We start from the raw sequence: 14,450 nt of genomic DNA, 5'->3' as shown, positions 1-14,450 counted from the left end.
CCGATGAGCACTGCGATGGTATCCGGACAAGAGCGAAGGCTCTGCATCCGGTTGACGCCGGTCCCACTACCTGGACATTTACCGGCTGGTAGACAAAGTGCGTACGCGACCGGCGGTAACTCCTAGGGATGCAGCCAGGCCCCGAAGGGCAGATTCCGAAGCACGGTGAACACGAGCGCCGCCGCCGCGATCGCCCAGAGCTGGGTGGAGCTGAGGACGAACGAGAAGCGCTGCCCCCGCACCGCCCGGACCATCCACACGCCCCACACCACGGCACAGATTCCGTACCCCACCACGGCCAGCGCATTGGCGCCGAGCGCGGTGGCGAAGTCGCCGTGGATGAAGGCGTGGGCGCTGCGCAGACCGCCGCAGCCGGGGCAGTAGATGCCGGTGAACCTGAGCAGGGGGCAGGCCGGGTAGTGGCCCGGCTCGTTCGGGTCGACGCTGCCGACGTACGCGAAGGCCGCGGCGACCGCACCGAGGGCTCCGACGGGCATCAGCAGCCGCCGCATCGCCGAACCGGGCGGTGCGTCGGCTTCGGCGTCGGCTCGAGCGAGCGTCGCGCGTTCTGGGTCCACCCCTGCATTCTGCCCTGTCGCGCCGCGCGGCGCCTGTGGACGGCTTGAGCGAAGAGGGACTTAAGGCCCACGGGCTCGGGCCGTTCGCCCTACGTAAAGGTGAGTTAAAGGGCGGCAGGGTGAAAAGCGAAAACGTTCAGTGCGAGAAGCGTCGAGAAGTGTCGAGAAGGTCAGGTGGCCCCGTGACGGTCCTGCAGGAGCTCTCCGCGGAGGCCCGCCGAGCGCAGGCCGTCGAGGCGGCGATCGCCGCGCTCACCCTGGAGGAGAAGGTCTCGCTGCTCGGCGGGCAGGACATGTGGTCGCTGCCCGCCGTCGAGCGGATCGGGCTGCGCTCCCTGGTGATGACCGACGGCCCGGTGGGCGTACGTCCACCGACCGGCCTGAGCTGCGACGATCCCTCCACCGCCTTCCCCTCCCCGACCGGTCAGGCCGCGAGCTGGGACGCCGGTCTGGTGCGCCGGATCGGTCAGGTCATCGCGCAGGAGGCGCGCGCCAGGGGCGTGCACATGCTGCTCGGCCCGACGATCAATCTGCACCGTACGCCGCTGGGCGGCCGGCACTTCGAGAACTTCTCCGAGGACCCGCTGCTCACCGGCGAGATCGGCGCGGCCTTCATCCGCGGCGTCCAGGACGGCGGGGTGGCGGCGACGCCGAAGCACTACGTCGCGGGCGACTCGGAGACCGAACGCCTCACCCTGGACGTCCAGTTGGACGAGAAGGTGCTGCGCGAGCTGTATCTGCTGCCGTTCGAGACGGCGGTCAAGGAGGCGCACGCCTGGGCCATGATGGCCGCGTACAACAGCGTCCTCGGCTCCACGATGACCGAGAACGTCCGTCTGCAGCACGGGGTGTTGAAGGGCGAGTGGGGATTCGACGGCGCGGTCGTCTCCGACTGGGGCGCCTGCCGCGACACCGAGCGCGCGGCCATGGGCGGCACGGACATCGGCATGCCGGCCGGCGAGCACGCCTTCGGTGCCGCGCTCGTCGAGGCGGTGCGCTCGAACCGGGTGCCGGAGATGGACGTGGACGGGCAGGCCCGCCGGGTGCTGCGGCTCGCCGCCCGGGTGGGGCTGCTGGAGGGCGCTCCGGCGGCGGTGCCCGAGGAGTTGCTGCCGATGGATCAGGACGGGAGCGCGCTGGCCCGTGAGGCCGCGGTGCGGTCCTTCGTTCTCGTACGCAATGAAGGTGGCGTTCTGCCGCTGGATCAGGGCCGGTTGGGGCGCGTCGCCCTGATCGGGACGGCCGCCGCGGCCCCGCGCGTGATGGGCGGGGGCAGCGCCGAGGTCGTACCGCCGTACGTCGTCACGCCGCTGGAGGGTCTTGCCCAGGCACTGCCGGACGGGGTGGAGCTGGTGCATGAGCCGGGCGTGGACCCGGCCGCGACGCTGCCGGCCGCGACGGGCCCCGAGTGGACGGAGCTCACCGCGCTGTTCCGCGGCAAGGACGGGAGCGTCCTGTACCGCGAGGACCTCGAACAGGGCGCGCTGCGCCACGAGTTCGCGAAGCCGGCCGGGCTGTCCGCGGCGGACATCGCGGAGGTCGAGATCCTCGGCCGCCTCACACCGCCGGCCGACGGCTCCTACTCCTTCTCCGCCTGCGGGCTCGGCAGGCTGGAGCTGACGCTCGACGGCCGCCGGTGCTTCGCCACCCGGCTGCGGCCTCGGCACGAGGATCCCCTCGCCGCGGTGCTGCTGCCGCCCGAGGAGCGCACGGTGGTCGAGCTGGCCGCCGAGGTGCCGGTCGAGGTGCGCCTGGTCCAGCGCGGGGTGCCCAAGGAGCTCGCCCCTGCGATCGGCTCCTTCCGGCTGGGGTACGCGGCTGACGGTCCCGGCGCCGACGAGCTGATCTCACGGGCCACGTTCGCCGCGGCGACGGCCGATGTCGCCGTGGTGCTCGTGTCGACCACCGAGGAGGTCGAGTCCGAGGGCGTCGACCGCACCACCCTCGACCTGCCGGGCCGCCAGGACGACCTGGTCGAGGCGGTGCTCGCGGCCAACCCGAACACCGTCGTGGTCGTCAACTCCGGCTCCCCCGTGCACCTTCCGTGGCGCGAGCGGGCGGCGGCCGTGCTGCTGAGCTGGTTCCCCGGGCAGGAGTTCGGGGCCGCGCTCGCCGACGTACTGCTCGGGGCCGAGGAGCCCGGCGGGCGGCTGCCCACCACCTGGCCGGTGCGGCAGGAGGACTGCCCGGTGCTCGCGGTGCGGCCGGAGCACGGGATCCTCGCGTACGACGAGGGGCTGTTCATCGGCTACCGGGGCTGGGAGCGGCACGACCGCGAGCCCGCGTACTGGTTCGGGCACGGGCTCGGCTACACCGACTGGACGTACGACAACGTGCGCGTCGAGCCGTCCGCCGACCCGGAATCGGTGGCCGTGGCCACCGTGTCGCTGGTCAACTCCGGGGCGCGGAGCGGGCGTGAGGTGGTGCAGCTGTACGCGGTCTCCGAGTGCGCCGAGTGCATCGAGACGGACCGCCCGGCCCGGCAGCTCGCCGCCTTCGCGGTGGTCGAGGCGGCGCCCGGCGAGCGCGTCGAGGTGAGACTGCCGGTGCCGCTGCGGGCGGTGCAGGGCTGGGAACGGCGAGGCGGCGGACGGCGGATCCTGCCGGGCCGGCACCGCGTCGAGGCGGGGCGCAGCGTGGCGGATCTACGGGTGCGGGCGGTGTTGGAGTATCCGCTGGCCTGAACTCCGCCCGGGCATGCGCGAGGGGCGGGACCGGTCTTCCGGTCCCGCCCCTGCTGCGTACGTACGAGAGCGCTGGAGGCCCCGCGGAGAGCGTCAGCCCTCGGAACGGACCACTCGCTGCGGCTTCGCACCCATCCCGGCGGCCCGCATCGCCGCGCCGACGAGTCCGCCGACCGCGATCACGACCATGCCGGCCCAGAAGCCGAGCGGGTTGCTCATCACCATGAAGGCGCCGGCGATGCAGAAGCCGATGAAGGCGATGATGACACCGGTCCAGGCGGCCGGGGTGTGTCCGTGGTCGTGGCCCGACATGGCTTGCTCCTCGTAGCTGAATGTGGTTCTCGAAAGCTGTCTTCGAAAGCTCTCCGCCATTGTCCCGCACAGTGGGCGCGGGACTGCGCCGGGGGTCACCCCTCGCGCGTCGGGTCCTCGCCGCGGTCCAGGGCCTTCCACAGGTCCTCGGGCCGGTCCGGGTCCACGGCCGCCGCGGCCTTGCGGCGGCGGGGCGCGCCGTCGCGCTCGTACTTGCCGGACATCGCGGGCCAGCGGGAGCCGAACCGCAGGGCGAGCAGGCCTGCCACGAAGAGCAGCAGTCCGCCGACTCCGGCGACGTAGGGCCAGACGGTGTGGGTGACCGCGTCGATCGTGGCGGCGGCGTCACCGGTCGCGGTGGCCGCCTTCTCGTCGAGCGCCCCGTTGTCGTTCGCCCCCAGGAGGGCGGCGGCGATGGTGCCCGCGCCGCTCAGGGCGAGCAGACCGGAGACCAGGGCACGCCCCGCGCCGCGTACCGCGAAGACGGCGACCAGGGCGGCGAGGCCCACTATCGCCAGGGCCGCGGGGAGGCCGGTGACATCGCCGCCGGAGGCGATCTGGTGCAGGGCGCCGCCCGCGGTCTGGGCGTCGCCCTCGGACCAGGTCTGCCGGGAGGCGAGCAGCGTCACGGCAGCGCCGAGCGCGCCGAGCAGCAGCGCGGTGGCGAGGGTGCGGCGGCCCCCGGAGGACGACGGGATGGCCTTCGCTTCGGCGTCGGCGGTGGCCTCGGTGGTGGCCTCGTGCGTGCGGGCCTTGGGTACGGCAGTCACCTTCCCACTATCCCTCACGGCCTCCGTGACCGTGGAGCCGGTTCGCGGTGTGCACCGCGCGCAGCACGGCCGCCGCCTTGTTCCGGCACTCGGTGTCCTCGGCGACCGGGTCGGAGTCTGCGACGACACCCGCTCCGGCCTGCACGAACGCCGTGCCGTCGCGAAGCAGCGCGGTACGGATCGCGATCGCGGTGTCGGAGTCCCCGGCGAAGTCGAGATAGCCGACGCAGCCGCCGTACAGCCCGCGCCTGGACGGCTCCAGTTCATCGATGATCTGCATCGCGCGCGGCTTGGGGGCGCCGGAGAGGGTGCCGGCGGGGAAGCATGCGGTCAGCACGTCGAAGGCGGTACGTCCCTCGGCGACCCGGCCCGTCACCGTCGAGACGATGTGCATGACGTGCGAGTAGCGCTCGATGGACATGAAGTCGACGACCTCGACCGAGCCGGGCTCGCAGACCCGCCCCAGGTCGTTGCGGCCCAGGTCGACGAGCATGAGGTGCTCGGCGCGCTCCTTGGCGTCGGCGAGCAGTTCGTCGCCGAGCGCCTGGTCCTCCTGCGGGGTCGCGCCGCGCGGCCTGGTCCCGGCGATGGGGTGGACCATGGCCCGCCCGTCCTCGACCTTGACCAGGGCTTCCGGGGACGAGCCGACGACGTCGAATCCGTCGAAGCGGAAGAGGTACATGTACGGCGACGGATTGGTCGCCCGCAGGACGCGGTAGACGTCCAACGCGCTTGCGTGGCAAGGGGTTTCGAAGCGCTGGGAGGGCACGACCTGGAAGGCCTCACCGGCCCGGATGCGCTCCTTGATGTCCTCGACGGCGTCCTGGTACTCCTTGCCGCCCCAGAGCGCCGAGAACTCCGGCAGCTCGGACGGCGGGAGCGCGGCGGGGGCCTGCGGGACGGCCTTGGAGAGGTCGGCCTCCATGGCGTCGAGGCGGGTCACGGCGTCCGCGTACGCCTCGTCGACGCCGGTGTCGAGGTCGTTGTGGTTGATCGCGTTGGCGATCAGCAGGACCGAGCCGTCCCAGTGGTCGAGGACCGCGAGATCGCTGGTGAGCAGCATGGTCAGCTCGGGCAGCTTCAGGTCGTCGCGCTCGCCGGGACCGATCTTCTCCAGGCGGCGCACCACGTCGTAGCCGAGGTAGCCGACCATGCCGCCGTGGAAGGGCGGCAGGTGCTCCGTACCGGCCAGGTCGCGCGGGGTGTGCAGCGTCTCCACGGTCGCGCGCAGCGCCTGCAGCGGGTCGCCCTCGGTGGGTACGCCGACGGGCGGGGTGCCCTGCCAGTGGGCCTGGCCGTCCTGCTCCGTGAGGGTCGCCGCGCTGCGTACGCCGATGAAGGAGTAGCGGGACCAGGACCGGCCGTTCTCGGCGGACTCCAGGAGGAAGGTGCCGGGGCGCTCGGCGGCCAGCTTGCGGTAGAGCCCGACCGGGGTGTCGCCGTCCGCGAGGAGTTTGCGGCTGACGGGGATGACGCGGCGGTCGGCGGCGAGCTTGCGGAACGTCTCGAGGTCCATGTCGGCCGACCCTAGTTGCTGTCGCTGGTGCGGTTGCTGAGCGGGAGTACGTCGGCGTCGAAGCAGGTGCGGGCGCCGGTGTGGCAGGCCGCGCCGACCTGGTCGACCTTGACGAGGACGGTGTCCGCGTCGCAGTCCAGGGCCACCGATTTCACGTGCTGGAAGTGCCCGGAGGTGTCGCCCTTGACCCAGTACTCCTGGCGGCTGCGCGACCAGTAGGTGCAGCGCCCGGTGGTGAGCGTGCGATGCAGCGCCTCGTCATCCATCCAGCCCAGCATCAGCACCTCGCCGGTGTCGTACTGCTGGGCGATCGCGGGGACGAGACCGTCGGCGCTGCGCTTGAGGCGGGCGGCGATGGCCGGGTCGAGGTTGTTGCTGCTCATGGGCCCATTGTGCCGCGTACGGAGGGTTCGCCGAGGCTCCGTCCACTGGGCGGACTCGCCCGCGCGGGCTTAGGCTGGCGCCATGTCGACCCATGCCAAGCGTGAACGACTGCTCCTCGCCGACTTGTTGGAGGCGGCAGGCCCCGAGGCACCCACGCTCTGCGAGGGCTGGAAGACCCGGGATCTGGCGGCCCATGTGGTGGTCCGCGAGCGGCGTGCGGACGCCGCGGGCGGCATCGTGATCAAGGCCCTTGCGGACCGGCTGAAGCGGGTGCAGGCCGAGTTCGCCGACAAGCCGTACGAAGAGCTGATCCAGCTGATCCGCACGGGGCCGCCGCGCTTCTCCCCCTTCGCCCTGAAGCAGGTGGACGAGGCGTCGAACGCGGTCGAGTTCTACGTCCACGCCGAGGACGTCCGCCGCGCCCAGGAGGACTGGAGCCCCCGGACCCTGGACCAGGTCTTCTCGGACACCCTCTGGTCCCGGCTCGAGAAGTCGGCCCGCGTACTCGGCCGCAAGGCCCCGGTCGGCCTGGTCCTGCGCCGCCCCGACGGCCAGACCGCGGTCGCCCACCGCGGCACCCCGGTCGTCACGGTCACCGGCGAGCCGGGCGAGCTGACGATGTTCGTGTTCGGCCGCCAGGACGCGGCGAAGGTGGAGACCGAGGGCGACAAGGAAGCGATCGAGCGGCTGCAGGGCGCCAAGCAGTTGGGCATTTGAAGCTCTCTTTTCCCCGGCCCGCCCAAGATTCACTTCGGAAGCTCAGCCCGCCGAAGAGCCCCGAACCCCAGCCCCATCATCCCGCTGGCCCCACATATCGCAGCGCCCACCCCAAAGACGGGCCCACACCCCCACACCCCGACGGCCGCCCCGACCAGGGGATAACAGAGCGGCGCCACACCCAGCGTGAAGAGCGTCGACACCGAAGTGACCCGCCCCAGATACGCCGCGTCGGACACCGTCTGCAGAAGCGCCCCGCAAAGCGCCCCAGCCAGCCCGAGCAACGCCCCCGTGAAGGCCCCCACCAGCGCCGCGACCCAAACCGAAGGCGCGTACGCCAGAGCGGCCAGCCCCGAGGCCCCCACCAGCGACAGCCAGGACAGCGCCGCCCCGGCCCGCCCGACCCGCCCCCGCACCGCGACGAGCAGCGACGCGGCCCCCGCGCCCACCCCGAACCCCGCGATGATCCAGCCCATCCCGGACGCGCCCCAGCCCCGCTCCTCGGCGAGCAGCACGAGTCCGATGTTGGCCGGCCCGGAGAAGCCGAACTCGGCCACCGCGATGACGATCATCAGCGGGAACAGCACCCGGTGGCGGCGTATGTACCGCAGCCCGTCCACGAGTTGACGCCACCCCGTGGCCCCGTCGGAGGAGGCCGGGCCCCCGGCCGGCAGCGGTCGCAGCCGGACCGCGACAAGGAGCACGAGCGACACCGCGAACAGCACGCCCGCGACGCCGAACGCCGCCGCCGACCCGCCCACCGCCACCGCGAGCCCGCCAAGCGGCGCCCCGGTGATCAGCGCGATCCGCGCGGCGAGCCCGCGCATCCCCTGCACCCGGGCCAGCTGACCGGGCTCGGTGACCCGCGGCGGCAGCGCGCCCACCGCGGGCAGGAACAGCGCGTCCACCGCCCCGAAGACCAGCGCGACCAGCGCGAGCAGCCACACCCCGGGGGCCGTCACCAGGAGCACCCCGGCCACGGCGAGGATCACCAGACAGCGGGCGGCGTCGCTGCCGATCACCACCCGGCGCGGCCCGAACCGGTCGGCCAGCACCCCGCCGCCCAGCATCAGCAGGGCCCGCGGCACCGCACCGACCGCGAGCACGAGCCCCGCCTGCCCCGGACTGCCACTGCGGGCGGCGGCCCAGGACAGGGCGCCGAAGTAGACCGAGTCGCCGACCATGGAGGTCGCGTACGCGGACAGCCAGCGCAGGACGTTCCCGTCGCGGTAGGCGGGGCGCTCGGCCCCGGCGGACGCCCTGACGTCCGCCTCGGTGAGCGTGCTCACGGCCGGAACGGGAATCCGTACACGTGCACCGCGACGTTCTCCCGCCCCTCCGTGTCCCCCGCCGCCTCGGCGGCCCGCGCCCGCGCGTCGTGCTTCTTGAGTACGGTCATCAACTCGTCGGAGAGCGCGGCCAGTTCGGTGACGTTGAAGCGCGGCAGGTACTCCGAGTCGATGGCCGCCGTCTGCCACTCCTGGCTCCAGGCCGCCTCCTCGTCCATGTACCGCCGGTAGAGGTCGGCCCGCTGCTCGAAGAAGAGCCGGCTCACCGAGACGCGGGCGACGGCCTTGCCCGGCTCGTCCCGGAAGTCCTCGCTGAGGATGCGCAGTTCACGCGTGGCGGTCTGCCACCAGCGCTCCCGGCCGTCGCCGCTCTGCGCCTCGGCCGCCTCGATGAGGCCGTGGTCGGCGAGCTTGCGCAGGTGGTAGCTGACGAGGGAGACGGCCTCGTCCACCTGGTCGGCGAGCTGCGAGGCGGTGGCCGTGCGCGCCACGAACAGGGCGCGGTACAGCTTCATCCGCAGCGGGTGCCCGATCGCCTTCAGGGTGTCGATGTCGGTGATGCGACGGGTGGTGCCCTCGGACGGACCGGCGCCGGGTGCCGCGCCACCGGGCGCCGTCATGCCGTTGTCGGCCGTGCCTTTGTCGGCCGTGCCCTTGTCAGTCATACCCTCGACTGTAGATAGGAAGGAAAAGTTGCGCAATAAATATTGCGCAATAAAAACTGCACACCTTGGAGAGGGTCCCGCCCGGTCCGCCTACTGGCGGACGTCGGCAACCCGGCCCGGCTCCCCGGACGAGCCCGCATTGGCCCCCTTGCCCGGCCCCGCGAGTTCCGCCCGCCACACCGGCCGTACGAACACCCCGATGAAGGCCGCCGACATGCTGATCGCGCCACCCACGAGGAACACCGGCCCGGCCCCCCACACCCCCGTCGCCCAGCCGCACAGTGGGAACGCCAGCGGGGCGAGGCCGACGTAGGTGAAGGCCATCACCGAGGAGACCCGGCCCAAGTAGGCGGGCAGCGTGTTGACTTGGATCAGGGTGGCCGACACCCCGCCGCACACCCCGCTCACCAGGCCGGCGGCCAGCGCGACCGCAGCGGCGCCCGGGACGGTCGGCATGACCCCGATGACCCCGATCAGCACGGAGGCCACCACCAGCGTCACGGTCGTCACGGCGCCGGCCCGCGGCATCCGGCCCGCGACGGCGAGGCCGAGCGTGCTGGCGCCCGCGCCGACCGCCATGGCGCTCAGGATCAGACCGATCCCGGCCGGGCTCCAGCCGCGCTCGTCGCCGAGCAGGACCAGGCCCACGGAGAGCGGCGGCACGATGCCGAGCTGGCTGATCGCGCCGGACACCACCAGCGGGCCGACGACGGGGTGGCGGCGGATGTAGCGCAGGCCGTCCACCAAGTCCCGCCAGGGCGTGGCGGGTTCGGCGGTCGCGGCATCCCTGCCATCGGGAGGCAGGGGCGCGATCCGTACGGCGACCAGGAGCACCAGCGAGGCCGCGAACAGCACCCCGGCAGCGGCGAACGCCGTCTCGGGCCCGCCGACCCCGAGGGCCACACCGGCGATCGGCGGCCCGGCCAGCCGGCCGAACCGCTCCACGAACGCCTTGAAGCCCTGCACCCGCACCAGCTCGCCGGGCCCGGTGATCCGCGGCGGCAGCGCCCCGACGGCGGGCATGAACAGCGCGTCCACCACCCCGAAGGCGAGCGCGAGCACCACCAGGAGCCAGAGTCCCGGCGTGGCCAGCCAGAGCACGGCCGCCGCCGCGAGGATCACCGCACAGCGCGCCGCGTCCGAGCCGATGACGACCTTGCGCGGCCCGAACCGGTCGGCGACCACTCCCCCGCCGAGCATCAGCAGTGCCCGCGGCACGGCCCCGACGGCCATCACCAGGCCCACCTGCGCGGGCCCGGCGACCTGGGCGGCGGCCCAGCCGAGCGCCAGGAAGTAGATGCTGTCGCCGACCATGGACGCGGCGTACGCGCTGAGCCAGCGCAGCACATTGCCGTCGCGATGGGCCGGCTTCGGCGGGCACTCGGCGGAGGGATGGGCGGACGGGGCTCTCTCGGCAGCGGTCACGAGGCGCGATCATGCGCCCAACTCCCGCCCGATGCAAACGATTTCCGCCCCACCCGGAACAGCCCCGATTCACCGCCTCACCGGCAGCTTCAGTACCCCCGGATCACCGCCTCACAGGCAGCTTCTGTGTACCCGGTCTCACCACCGCACAGGCAGCTTCCGTACACCCGGTCTCACCACCGCACAGGCAGCTTCCGTACACCCGGTCTCACCACCGCACAGGCAGCTTCCGTACACCCCTGATCAGCATCCCCGGCATCCACTCCAGCGTGCCCTCGTCCGCGTCCGCCGCGATGTCCGGGCAGCGCTCCAGCAGGCTGCGCAGCGCGATCCGGCCCTCCAGACGGGCCAGCGGTGCGCCCAGGCAGTAGTGCAGGCCGTGCCCGAACGCGATGTGGCCGCGGGCGTCCCGGCGGATGTCGAAGCCGTCCGCGTCCTCGAATCGGGCCGGGTCGCGGTCGGCGTCCGCGATGGCGATCAGGACCGCGCTCCCCTTCGGGATCAGCACGCCGCCCAGCTCGACGTCCTCGGCGGCCAGCCGCTCGGTGGAGGTCTCGACCGGGCCGTCGTACCGCAGCATCTCCTCGATGGCGCCGTCGATCAGGCTCAAGTCGGAGCGGAGCAGATCCAGTTGGCCGGGGTGGGCGAAAAGGGCGCGCATGCCGTTGCCGATGAGGTTGACCGTGGTCTCGTGCCCGGCGATGAGCAGCAGCACACACATGCCGATCAGCTCGTCGGGCGAGAGCCGGTCACCGCCCTCGTCGACGGCGTGGATCATCGCGCTGAGCAGGTCGTCGCCGGGCGCCGTCCGCTTGGCGTCGATGAGCTCGGCCAGATACACCGGCATCTGCGCGTACGCGGCCATCTCGGCCTCGACGCTGGTGCGGGCCACCATCTCGTTGGACCAGCCGCGGAACGACTCGCGGTCCAGCTCGGGCACGCCGAGGAGCTCGCAGATGACCGTCATGGGCAGCGGGAAGGCCAGGGAGTCGATCAGGTCGGCCCGCCGCTCCTCCCCGGGAGCCTTCCCGGCCTTCCCGGCCGTCCCGGCCTTCGCCGTCATCGCGTCGAGCAGCTCGTCGGTGAGCTCCTGGATGCGCGGGGCGAGCGCCTCGATCCGGCGAGGCGTGAACTCCCTTGCCACCAGGCGCCGCAGCCGCGTGTGGTCCGGCGGGTCGGACATCAGCATGTGGGCGAGGGCCGGGTCGTCCTTCTGCACGCCGACGGTCGACTCGATGTCCGGACCGGAGTGGCGCCAGTCCCTGCTGAGCCTCGGGTCGGTGAAGGCGGCACGGCAGGCGTCGTGACCGACGACGAGATAGAGCTCCACGCCGTCCGGGGTACGCACGCGGTGCACTGGCGCCTTCGCCCGGAGGTCGGCGTAGACGGGGTAGGGGTTACTGGTGAAGTCGGGGCTTAACAGGAGCAGATCGGCAGTGGACCGAGCAGACATGCGAACTCCCCTTCAGTGGGTCGAACAACACGCTAACCCGGGCGGCTTCCCCATCCTGGCGACGATCGTCTCTCAATTCCCGCCAAAAACCCGGCAGTTGCTCACCCTCACCGACGGCCCTTCACCGCACCGGGTGACCCGCTTCCCGCAGCGCCCCCTTGACCTCGCCGATCCGCAGATCCCCGAAGTGGAAGACGGACGCGGCGAGTACGGCGTCCGCGCCCGCCGCGATCGCGGGCGGGAAGTCGGTCAGCTTGCCGGCGCCGCCGGACGCGATGACGGGGACGGTGACGTGCTTGCGTACGGCCGCGATCATTTCCAGGTCGTAGCCGTCCTTGGTGCCGTCGGCGTCCATGGAGTTGAGCAGGATCTCGCCCGCGCCCAACTCGGCCGCCCGGTGCGCCCATTCGACGGCGTCGATGCCGGCGGACTTGCGGCCGCCGTGGGTCGTCACCTCGAAGGAGCCGGACTCGGTACGGCGCGCGTCCACGGAGAGGACCAGCACCTGACGGCCGAAGCGCTCGGCGATCTCCCGGATCAGCTCGGGCCGGGCGATGGCGGCGGTGTTCACGCCGACCTTGTCGGCGCCGGCGCGAAGGAGCTTGTCGACGTCCTCGGCGGTGCGGACGCCGCCGCCCACGGTGAGCGGGATGAAGACCTGCTCGGCGGTGCGGCGGACCACGTCGTACGTCGTCTCGCGGTTGCCGGAGGACGCGGTGATGTCCAGGAAGGTGAGCTCGTCGGCGCCCTCGGCGTCGTACACCTTGGCCATCTCGACGGGGTCGCCCGCGTCACGCAGGTTCTGGAAGTTGACGCCCTTGACGACCCGGCCGTTGTCCACGTCCAGGCAGGGGATGACTCGGACCGCCAGGGTCATGACTGCTGTGCTCCTCGGAAGGCTTCGAGCTCTACTTCGACCAGGATCCGCGGGTCCACGAAGGCGTGCACCACGGCGAGCGTCGTCACGGGGCGTACGGAGTCGAAGAACTCCTTGTGGGCGCGGCCCACCGCGTCCGCGTCGCGGGCGTGGGTCAGCAGCATGCGGGTGCGGATGACGGACTCGGCGCCGATCCCGAACTCGCCCAGCGCCTCGATGGCGTGGGAGAAAGCCACCTTCGCCTGCTCGTAGGGGTCGCCCTCGCCGTACAGGATGTCGCCCTTGAACGACGTCGTGCCGCCGACCACGACCCGGTCGCCCGCCGCGACGGCCCGGGAGAAGCCGAAGACGTCCTCCCAGGGGCTGCCGCTCCGCACGCGCCGGATGGCATCGGACGTCATGAGGAGACCGCCTCAAGGGCCTCTTCCAGGGTGAACTGCTTGGCGTACAGCGCCTTGCCGACGATGGAGCCCTCGACGCCCAGCGGAACGAGCGAGGCGATGGCCCGCAGGTCGTCGAGGCTGCTCACGCCGCCGGAGGCGACGACCGGACGGTCCGTTGCGGCGCACACGTTGCGCAGGAGCTCCAGGTTGGGGCCCTGCAGCGTGCCGTCCTTGGCGATGTCGGTGACGACGTAGCGGGAGCAGCCCTCGGCGTTGAGGCGCTCCAGGGTCTCGTAGAGGTCGCCGCCGTCACGGGTCCAGCCGCGGCCGCGCAGCGTCGTGCCGCGTACGTCCAGGCCGACGGCGATCTTGTCGCCGTACTGGGCGATGACCTTGGCGACCCACTCGGGGGTCTCCAGGGCGGCGGTGCCCAGGTTCACGCGCGTGCAGCCGGTGGCGAGCGCGGCGGCGAGGGTGTCGTCGTCGCGGATGCCGCCGGACAGCTCGACCTTGATGTCCATGGCGCCCGCGACCTCGGCGATCAGCGCGCGGTTGTCGCCGGTGCCGAAGGCGGCGTCCAGGTCGACCAGGTGCAGCCACTCGGCGCCGGAGCGCTGCCAGGCGAGGGCGGCCTCCAGCGGGGAGCCGTAGGAGGTCTCCGAGCCGGACTCGCCGTGGACGAGGCGGACGGCCTGGCCGTCGCGGACGTCGACGGCGGGCAGGAGTTCAAGCTTCGAAGCCATTACAGGGTTCCGATCCAGTTGGTCAGCAGCTGGGCGCCGGCGTCGCCGGACTTCTCGGGGTGGAACTGGGTCGCCCACAGCGCGCCGTTCTCCACGGCGGCCACGAAGGGCTCCCCGTGCGTGGCCCAAGTGACCTTGGGGGCGCGGATGTTGGCGTTCCCGGTCTCGAGGGTCCAGTCGCGGACGGCGTACGAGTGCACGAAGTAGTAGCGGGCGTCGGCGTCGAGGCCCGCGAACAGCTCGGTGTCCTCGGGGGCCTCGACCGTGTTCCAGCCCATGTGCGGGACGATCGGCGCCTTGAGGGGCTCGACCGTGCCGGGCCACTCGTCGAGGCCCTCGGTCTCCACGCCGTGCTCGATGCCCCGGGCGAAGAGGATCTGCATGCCGACGCAGATGCCCATCACGGGGCGGCCGCCGGAGAGGCGGCGGCCGACGATCCAGTCGCCGCGCGCCTCCTTGAGGCCCTTCATGCAGGCGGAGAAGGCGCCGACGCCGGGGACGAGCAGGCCGTCGGCGTTCATGGCCGTGTCGTAGTCACGGGTTATCTCGACGTCCGCGCCGACCCGGGCCAGCGCCCGCTCGGCGGACCGCACGTTCCCGAAGCCGTAGTCGAAGACGACGACCTTCTTGGCCGTGGAAGAAGCAGTCATGGTG

The 14,450-nt window shown here is 72.3% G+C and carries 15 protein-coding genes; 2 read left to right on the top strand and 13 right to left on the bottom strand.

Features of this window, described 5'->3' with window-relative positions:
• Positions 1–122: 122 nt before the first annotated feature.
• Positions 123–512, bottom strand: coding sequence for a DUF2752 domain-containing protein (locus tag OG430_RS35720; protein ID WP_327359368.1), 390 nt, complete (start codon positions 510–512; stop codon positions 123–125).
• Between the two features lie 248 nt (positions 513–760).
• On the opposite strand from OG430_RS35720, the gene OG430_RS35715 reads away from it, so the two are divergent.
• Positions 761–3,262, top strand: a complete 2,502-nt coding sequence (locus tag OG430_RS35715; protein ID WP_327356788.1) for a glycoside hydrolase family 3 C-terminal domain-containing protein — start codon at positions 761–763, stop codon at positions 3,260–3,262.
• A 93-nt stretch (positions 3,263–3,355) separates the two neighbouring features.
• On the opposite strand, the gene OG430_RS35710 is transcribed toward OG430_RS35715, so the two are convergent.
• From OG430_RS35710 to hisI, 4 genes are all read right to left on the bottom strand, one after another.
• The gene (locus OG430_RS35710) at positions 3,356–3,574 is read right to left on the bottom strand and encodes an HGxxPAAW family protein (protein ID WP_327356787.1); all 219 of its coding nucleotides are present in this window, start codon (positions 3,572–3,574) and stop codon (positions 3,356–3,358) included.
• A 95-nt stretch (positions 3,575–3,669) separates the two neighbouring features.
• On the bottom strand, positions 3,670–4,344 hold the full coding sequence (locus tag OG430_RS35705; protein WP_442816615.1) for a TIGR02234 family membrane protein: 675 nt from the start codon (positions 4,342–4,344) through the stop codon (positions 3,670–3,672).
• Positions 4,345–4,351: 7 nt separating this feature from the next.
• Positions 4,352–5,860 carry an anthranilate synthase component I gene (locus tag OG430_RS35700; RefSeq protein ID WP_327356786.1) on the bottom strand — a complete coding sequence of 503 codons (1,509 nt, stop codon included), beginning with the start codon at positions 5,858–5,860 and terminating at the stop codon, positions 4,352–4,354.
• Between the two features lie 11 nt (positions 5,861–5,871).
• Positions 5,872–6,243, bottom strand: coding sequence for a phosphoribosyl-AMP cyclohydrolase (gene hisI / locus OG430_RS35695; RefSeq protein ID WP_327356785.1), 372 nt, complete (start codon positions 6,241–6,243; stop codon positions 5,872–5,874).
• 82 nt (positions 6,244–6,325) lie between these two features.
• Here hisI and OG430_RS35690 point away from each other — a divergent pair, with 82 nt between their 5' ends.
• Positions 6,326–6,961: a TIGR03085 family metal-binding protein gene (locus OG430_RS35690; RefSeq protein WP_327356784.1), complete on the top strand. Its 636-nt coding sequence runs from the start codon at positions 6,326–6,328 to the stop codon at positions 6,959–6,961.
• Between the two features lie 29 nt (positions 6,962–6,990).
• On the opposite strand, the gene OG430_RS35685 is transcribed toward OG430_RS35690, so the two are convergent.
• The 8 genes from OG430_RS35685 to hisH form a co-directional block, all read right to left on the bottom strand.
• Positions 6,991–8,250, bottom strand: a complete 1,260-nt coding sequence (locus OG430_RS35685; RefSeq protein WP_327356783.1) for an MFS transporter — start codon at positions 8,248–8,250, stop codon at positions 6,991–6,993.
• Positions 8,247–8,870, bottom strand: a complete 624-nt coding sequence (locus OG430_RS35680; protein ID WP_327359366.1) for an ArsR/SmtB family transcription factor — start codon at positions 8,868–8,870, stop codon at positions 8,247–8,249. Before OG430_RS35680 ends, OG430_RS35685 begins: the two co-directional genes overlap by 4 nt.
• Positions 8,871–9,005: 135 nt before the next feature.
• Positions 9,006–10,340, bottom strand: coding sequence for an MFS transporter (locus tag OG430_RS35675; RefSeq protein WP_327356782.1), 1,335 nt, complete (start codon positions 10,338–10,340; stop codon positions 9,006–9,008).
• Between the two features lie 208 nt (positions 10,341–10,548).
• Complete coding sequence (locus tag OG430_RS35670; protein ID WP_327356781.1) at positions 10,549–11,793, bottom strand: cytochrome P450 family protein; 1,245 nt, start codon at positions 11,791–11,793, stop codon at positions 10,549–10,551.
• 121 nt (positions 11,794–11,914) lie between these two features.
• Positions 11,915–12,670, bottom strand: a complete 756-nt coding sequence (hisF, locus tag OG430_RS35665) for an imidazole glycerol phosphate synthase subunit HisF (RefSeq protein WP_327356780.1) — start codon at positions 12,668–12,670, stop codon at positions 11,915–11,917.
• Positions 12,667–13,071, bottom strand: coding sequence for a RidA family protein (locus OG430_RS35660; protein WP_327356779.1), 405 nt, complete (start codon positions 13,069–13,071; stop codon positions 12,667–12,669). Before OG430_RS35660 ends, hisF begins: the two co-directional genes overlap by 4 nt.
• Positions 13,068–13,796, bottom strand: coding sequence for a bifunctional 1-(5-phosphoribosyl)-5-((5-phosphoribosylamino)methylideneamino)imidazole-4-carboxamide isomerase/phosphoribosylanthranilate isomerase PriA (gene priA / locus OG430_RS35655; RefSeq protein ID WP_327356778.1), 729 nt, complete (start codon positions 13,794–13,796; stop codon positions 13,068–13,070). Before priA ends, OG430_RS35660 begins: the two co-directional genes overlap by 4 nt.
• On the bottom strand, positions 13,796–14,446 hold the full coding sequence (gene hisH, locus OG430_RS35650; protein ID WP_327356777.1) for an imidazole glycerol phosphate synthase subunit HisH: 651 nt from the start codon (positions 14,444–14,446) through the stop codon (positions 13,796–13,798). Before hisH ends, priA begins: the two co-directional genes overlap by 1 nt.
• Positions 14,447–14,450 lie beyond the last annotated feature (4 nt).

Origin of the sequence: Streptomyces sp. NBC_01304, from assembly GCF_035975855.1 — a bacterium.
GTDB lineage: Bacteria > Actinomycetota > Actinomycetes > Streptomycetales > Streptomycetaceae > Streptomyces.
This window is presented reverse-complemented; position numbering and strand designations above follow the sequence as displayed.

What these genes read in the sequence shown, in the direction of transcription:
- OG430_RS35720 (WP_327359368.1), bottom strand. Translation starts at nt 512, where the DNA reads ATGCGGCGGCTGCTGATGCCCGTCGGAGCCCTCGGTGCGGTCGCCGCG.
- OG430_RS35710 (WP_327356787.1), bottom strand. Translation starts at nt 3,574, where the DNA reads ATGTCGGGCCACGACCACGGACACACCCCGGCCGCCTGGACCGGTGTC.
- OG430_RS35700 (WP_327356786.1), bottom strand. Translation starts at nt 5,860, where the DNA reads ATGGACCTCGAGACGTTCCGCAAGCTCGCCGCCGACCGCCGCGTCATC.
- hisI (WP_327356785.1), bottom strand. Translation starts at nt 6,243, where the DNA reads ATGAGCAGCAACAACCTCGACCCGGCCATCGCCGCCCGCCTCAAGCGC.
- OG430_RS35690 (WP_327356784.1), top strand. Translation starts at nt 6,326, where the DNA reads ATGTCGACCCATGCCAAGCGTGAACGACTGCTCCTCGCCGACTTGTTG.
- OG430_RS35680 (WP_327359366.1), bottom strand. Translation starts at nt 8,870, where the DNA reads ATGACGGCGCCCGGTGGCGCGGCACCCGGCGCCGGTCCGTCCGAGGGC.
- OG430_RS35670 (WP_327356781.1), bottom strand. Translation starts at nt 11,793, where the DNA reads ATGTCTGCTCGGTCCACTGCCGATCTGCTCCTGTTAAGCCCCGACTTC.
- hisF (WP_327356780.1), bottom strand. Translation starts at nt 12,670, where the DNA reads ATGACCCTGGCGGTCCGAGTCATCCCCTGCCTGGACGTGGACAACGGC.
- OG430_RS35660 (WP_327356779.1), bottom strand. Translation starts at nt 13,071, where the DNA reads ATGACGTCCGATGCCATCCGGCGCGTGCGGAGCGGCAGCCCCTGGGAG.
- priA (WP_327356778.1), bottom strand. Translation starts at nt 13,796, where the DNA reads ATGGCTTCGAAGCTTGAACTCCTGCCCGCCGTCGACGTCCGCGACGGC.
- hisH (WP_327356777.1), bottom strand. Translation starts at nt 14,446, where the DNA reads ATGACTGCTTCTTCCACGGCCAAGAAGGTCGTCGTCTTCGACTACGGC.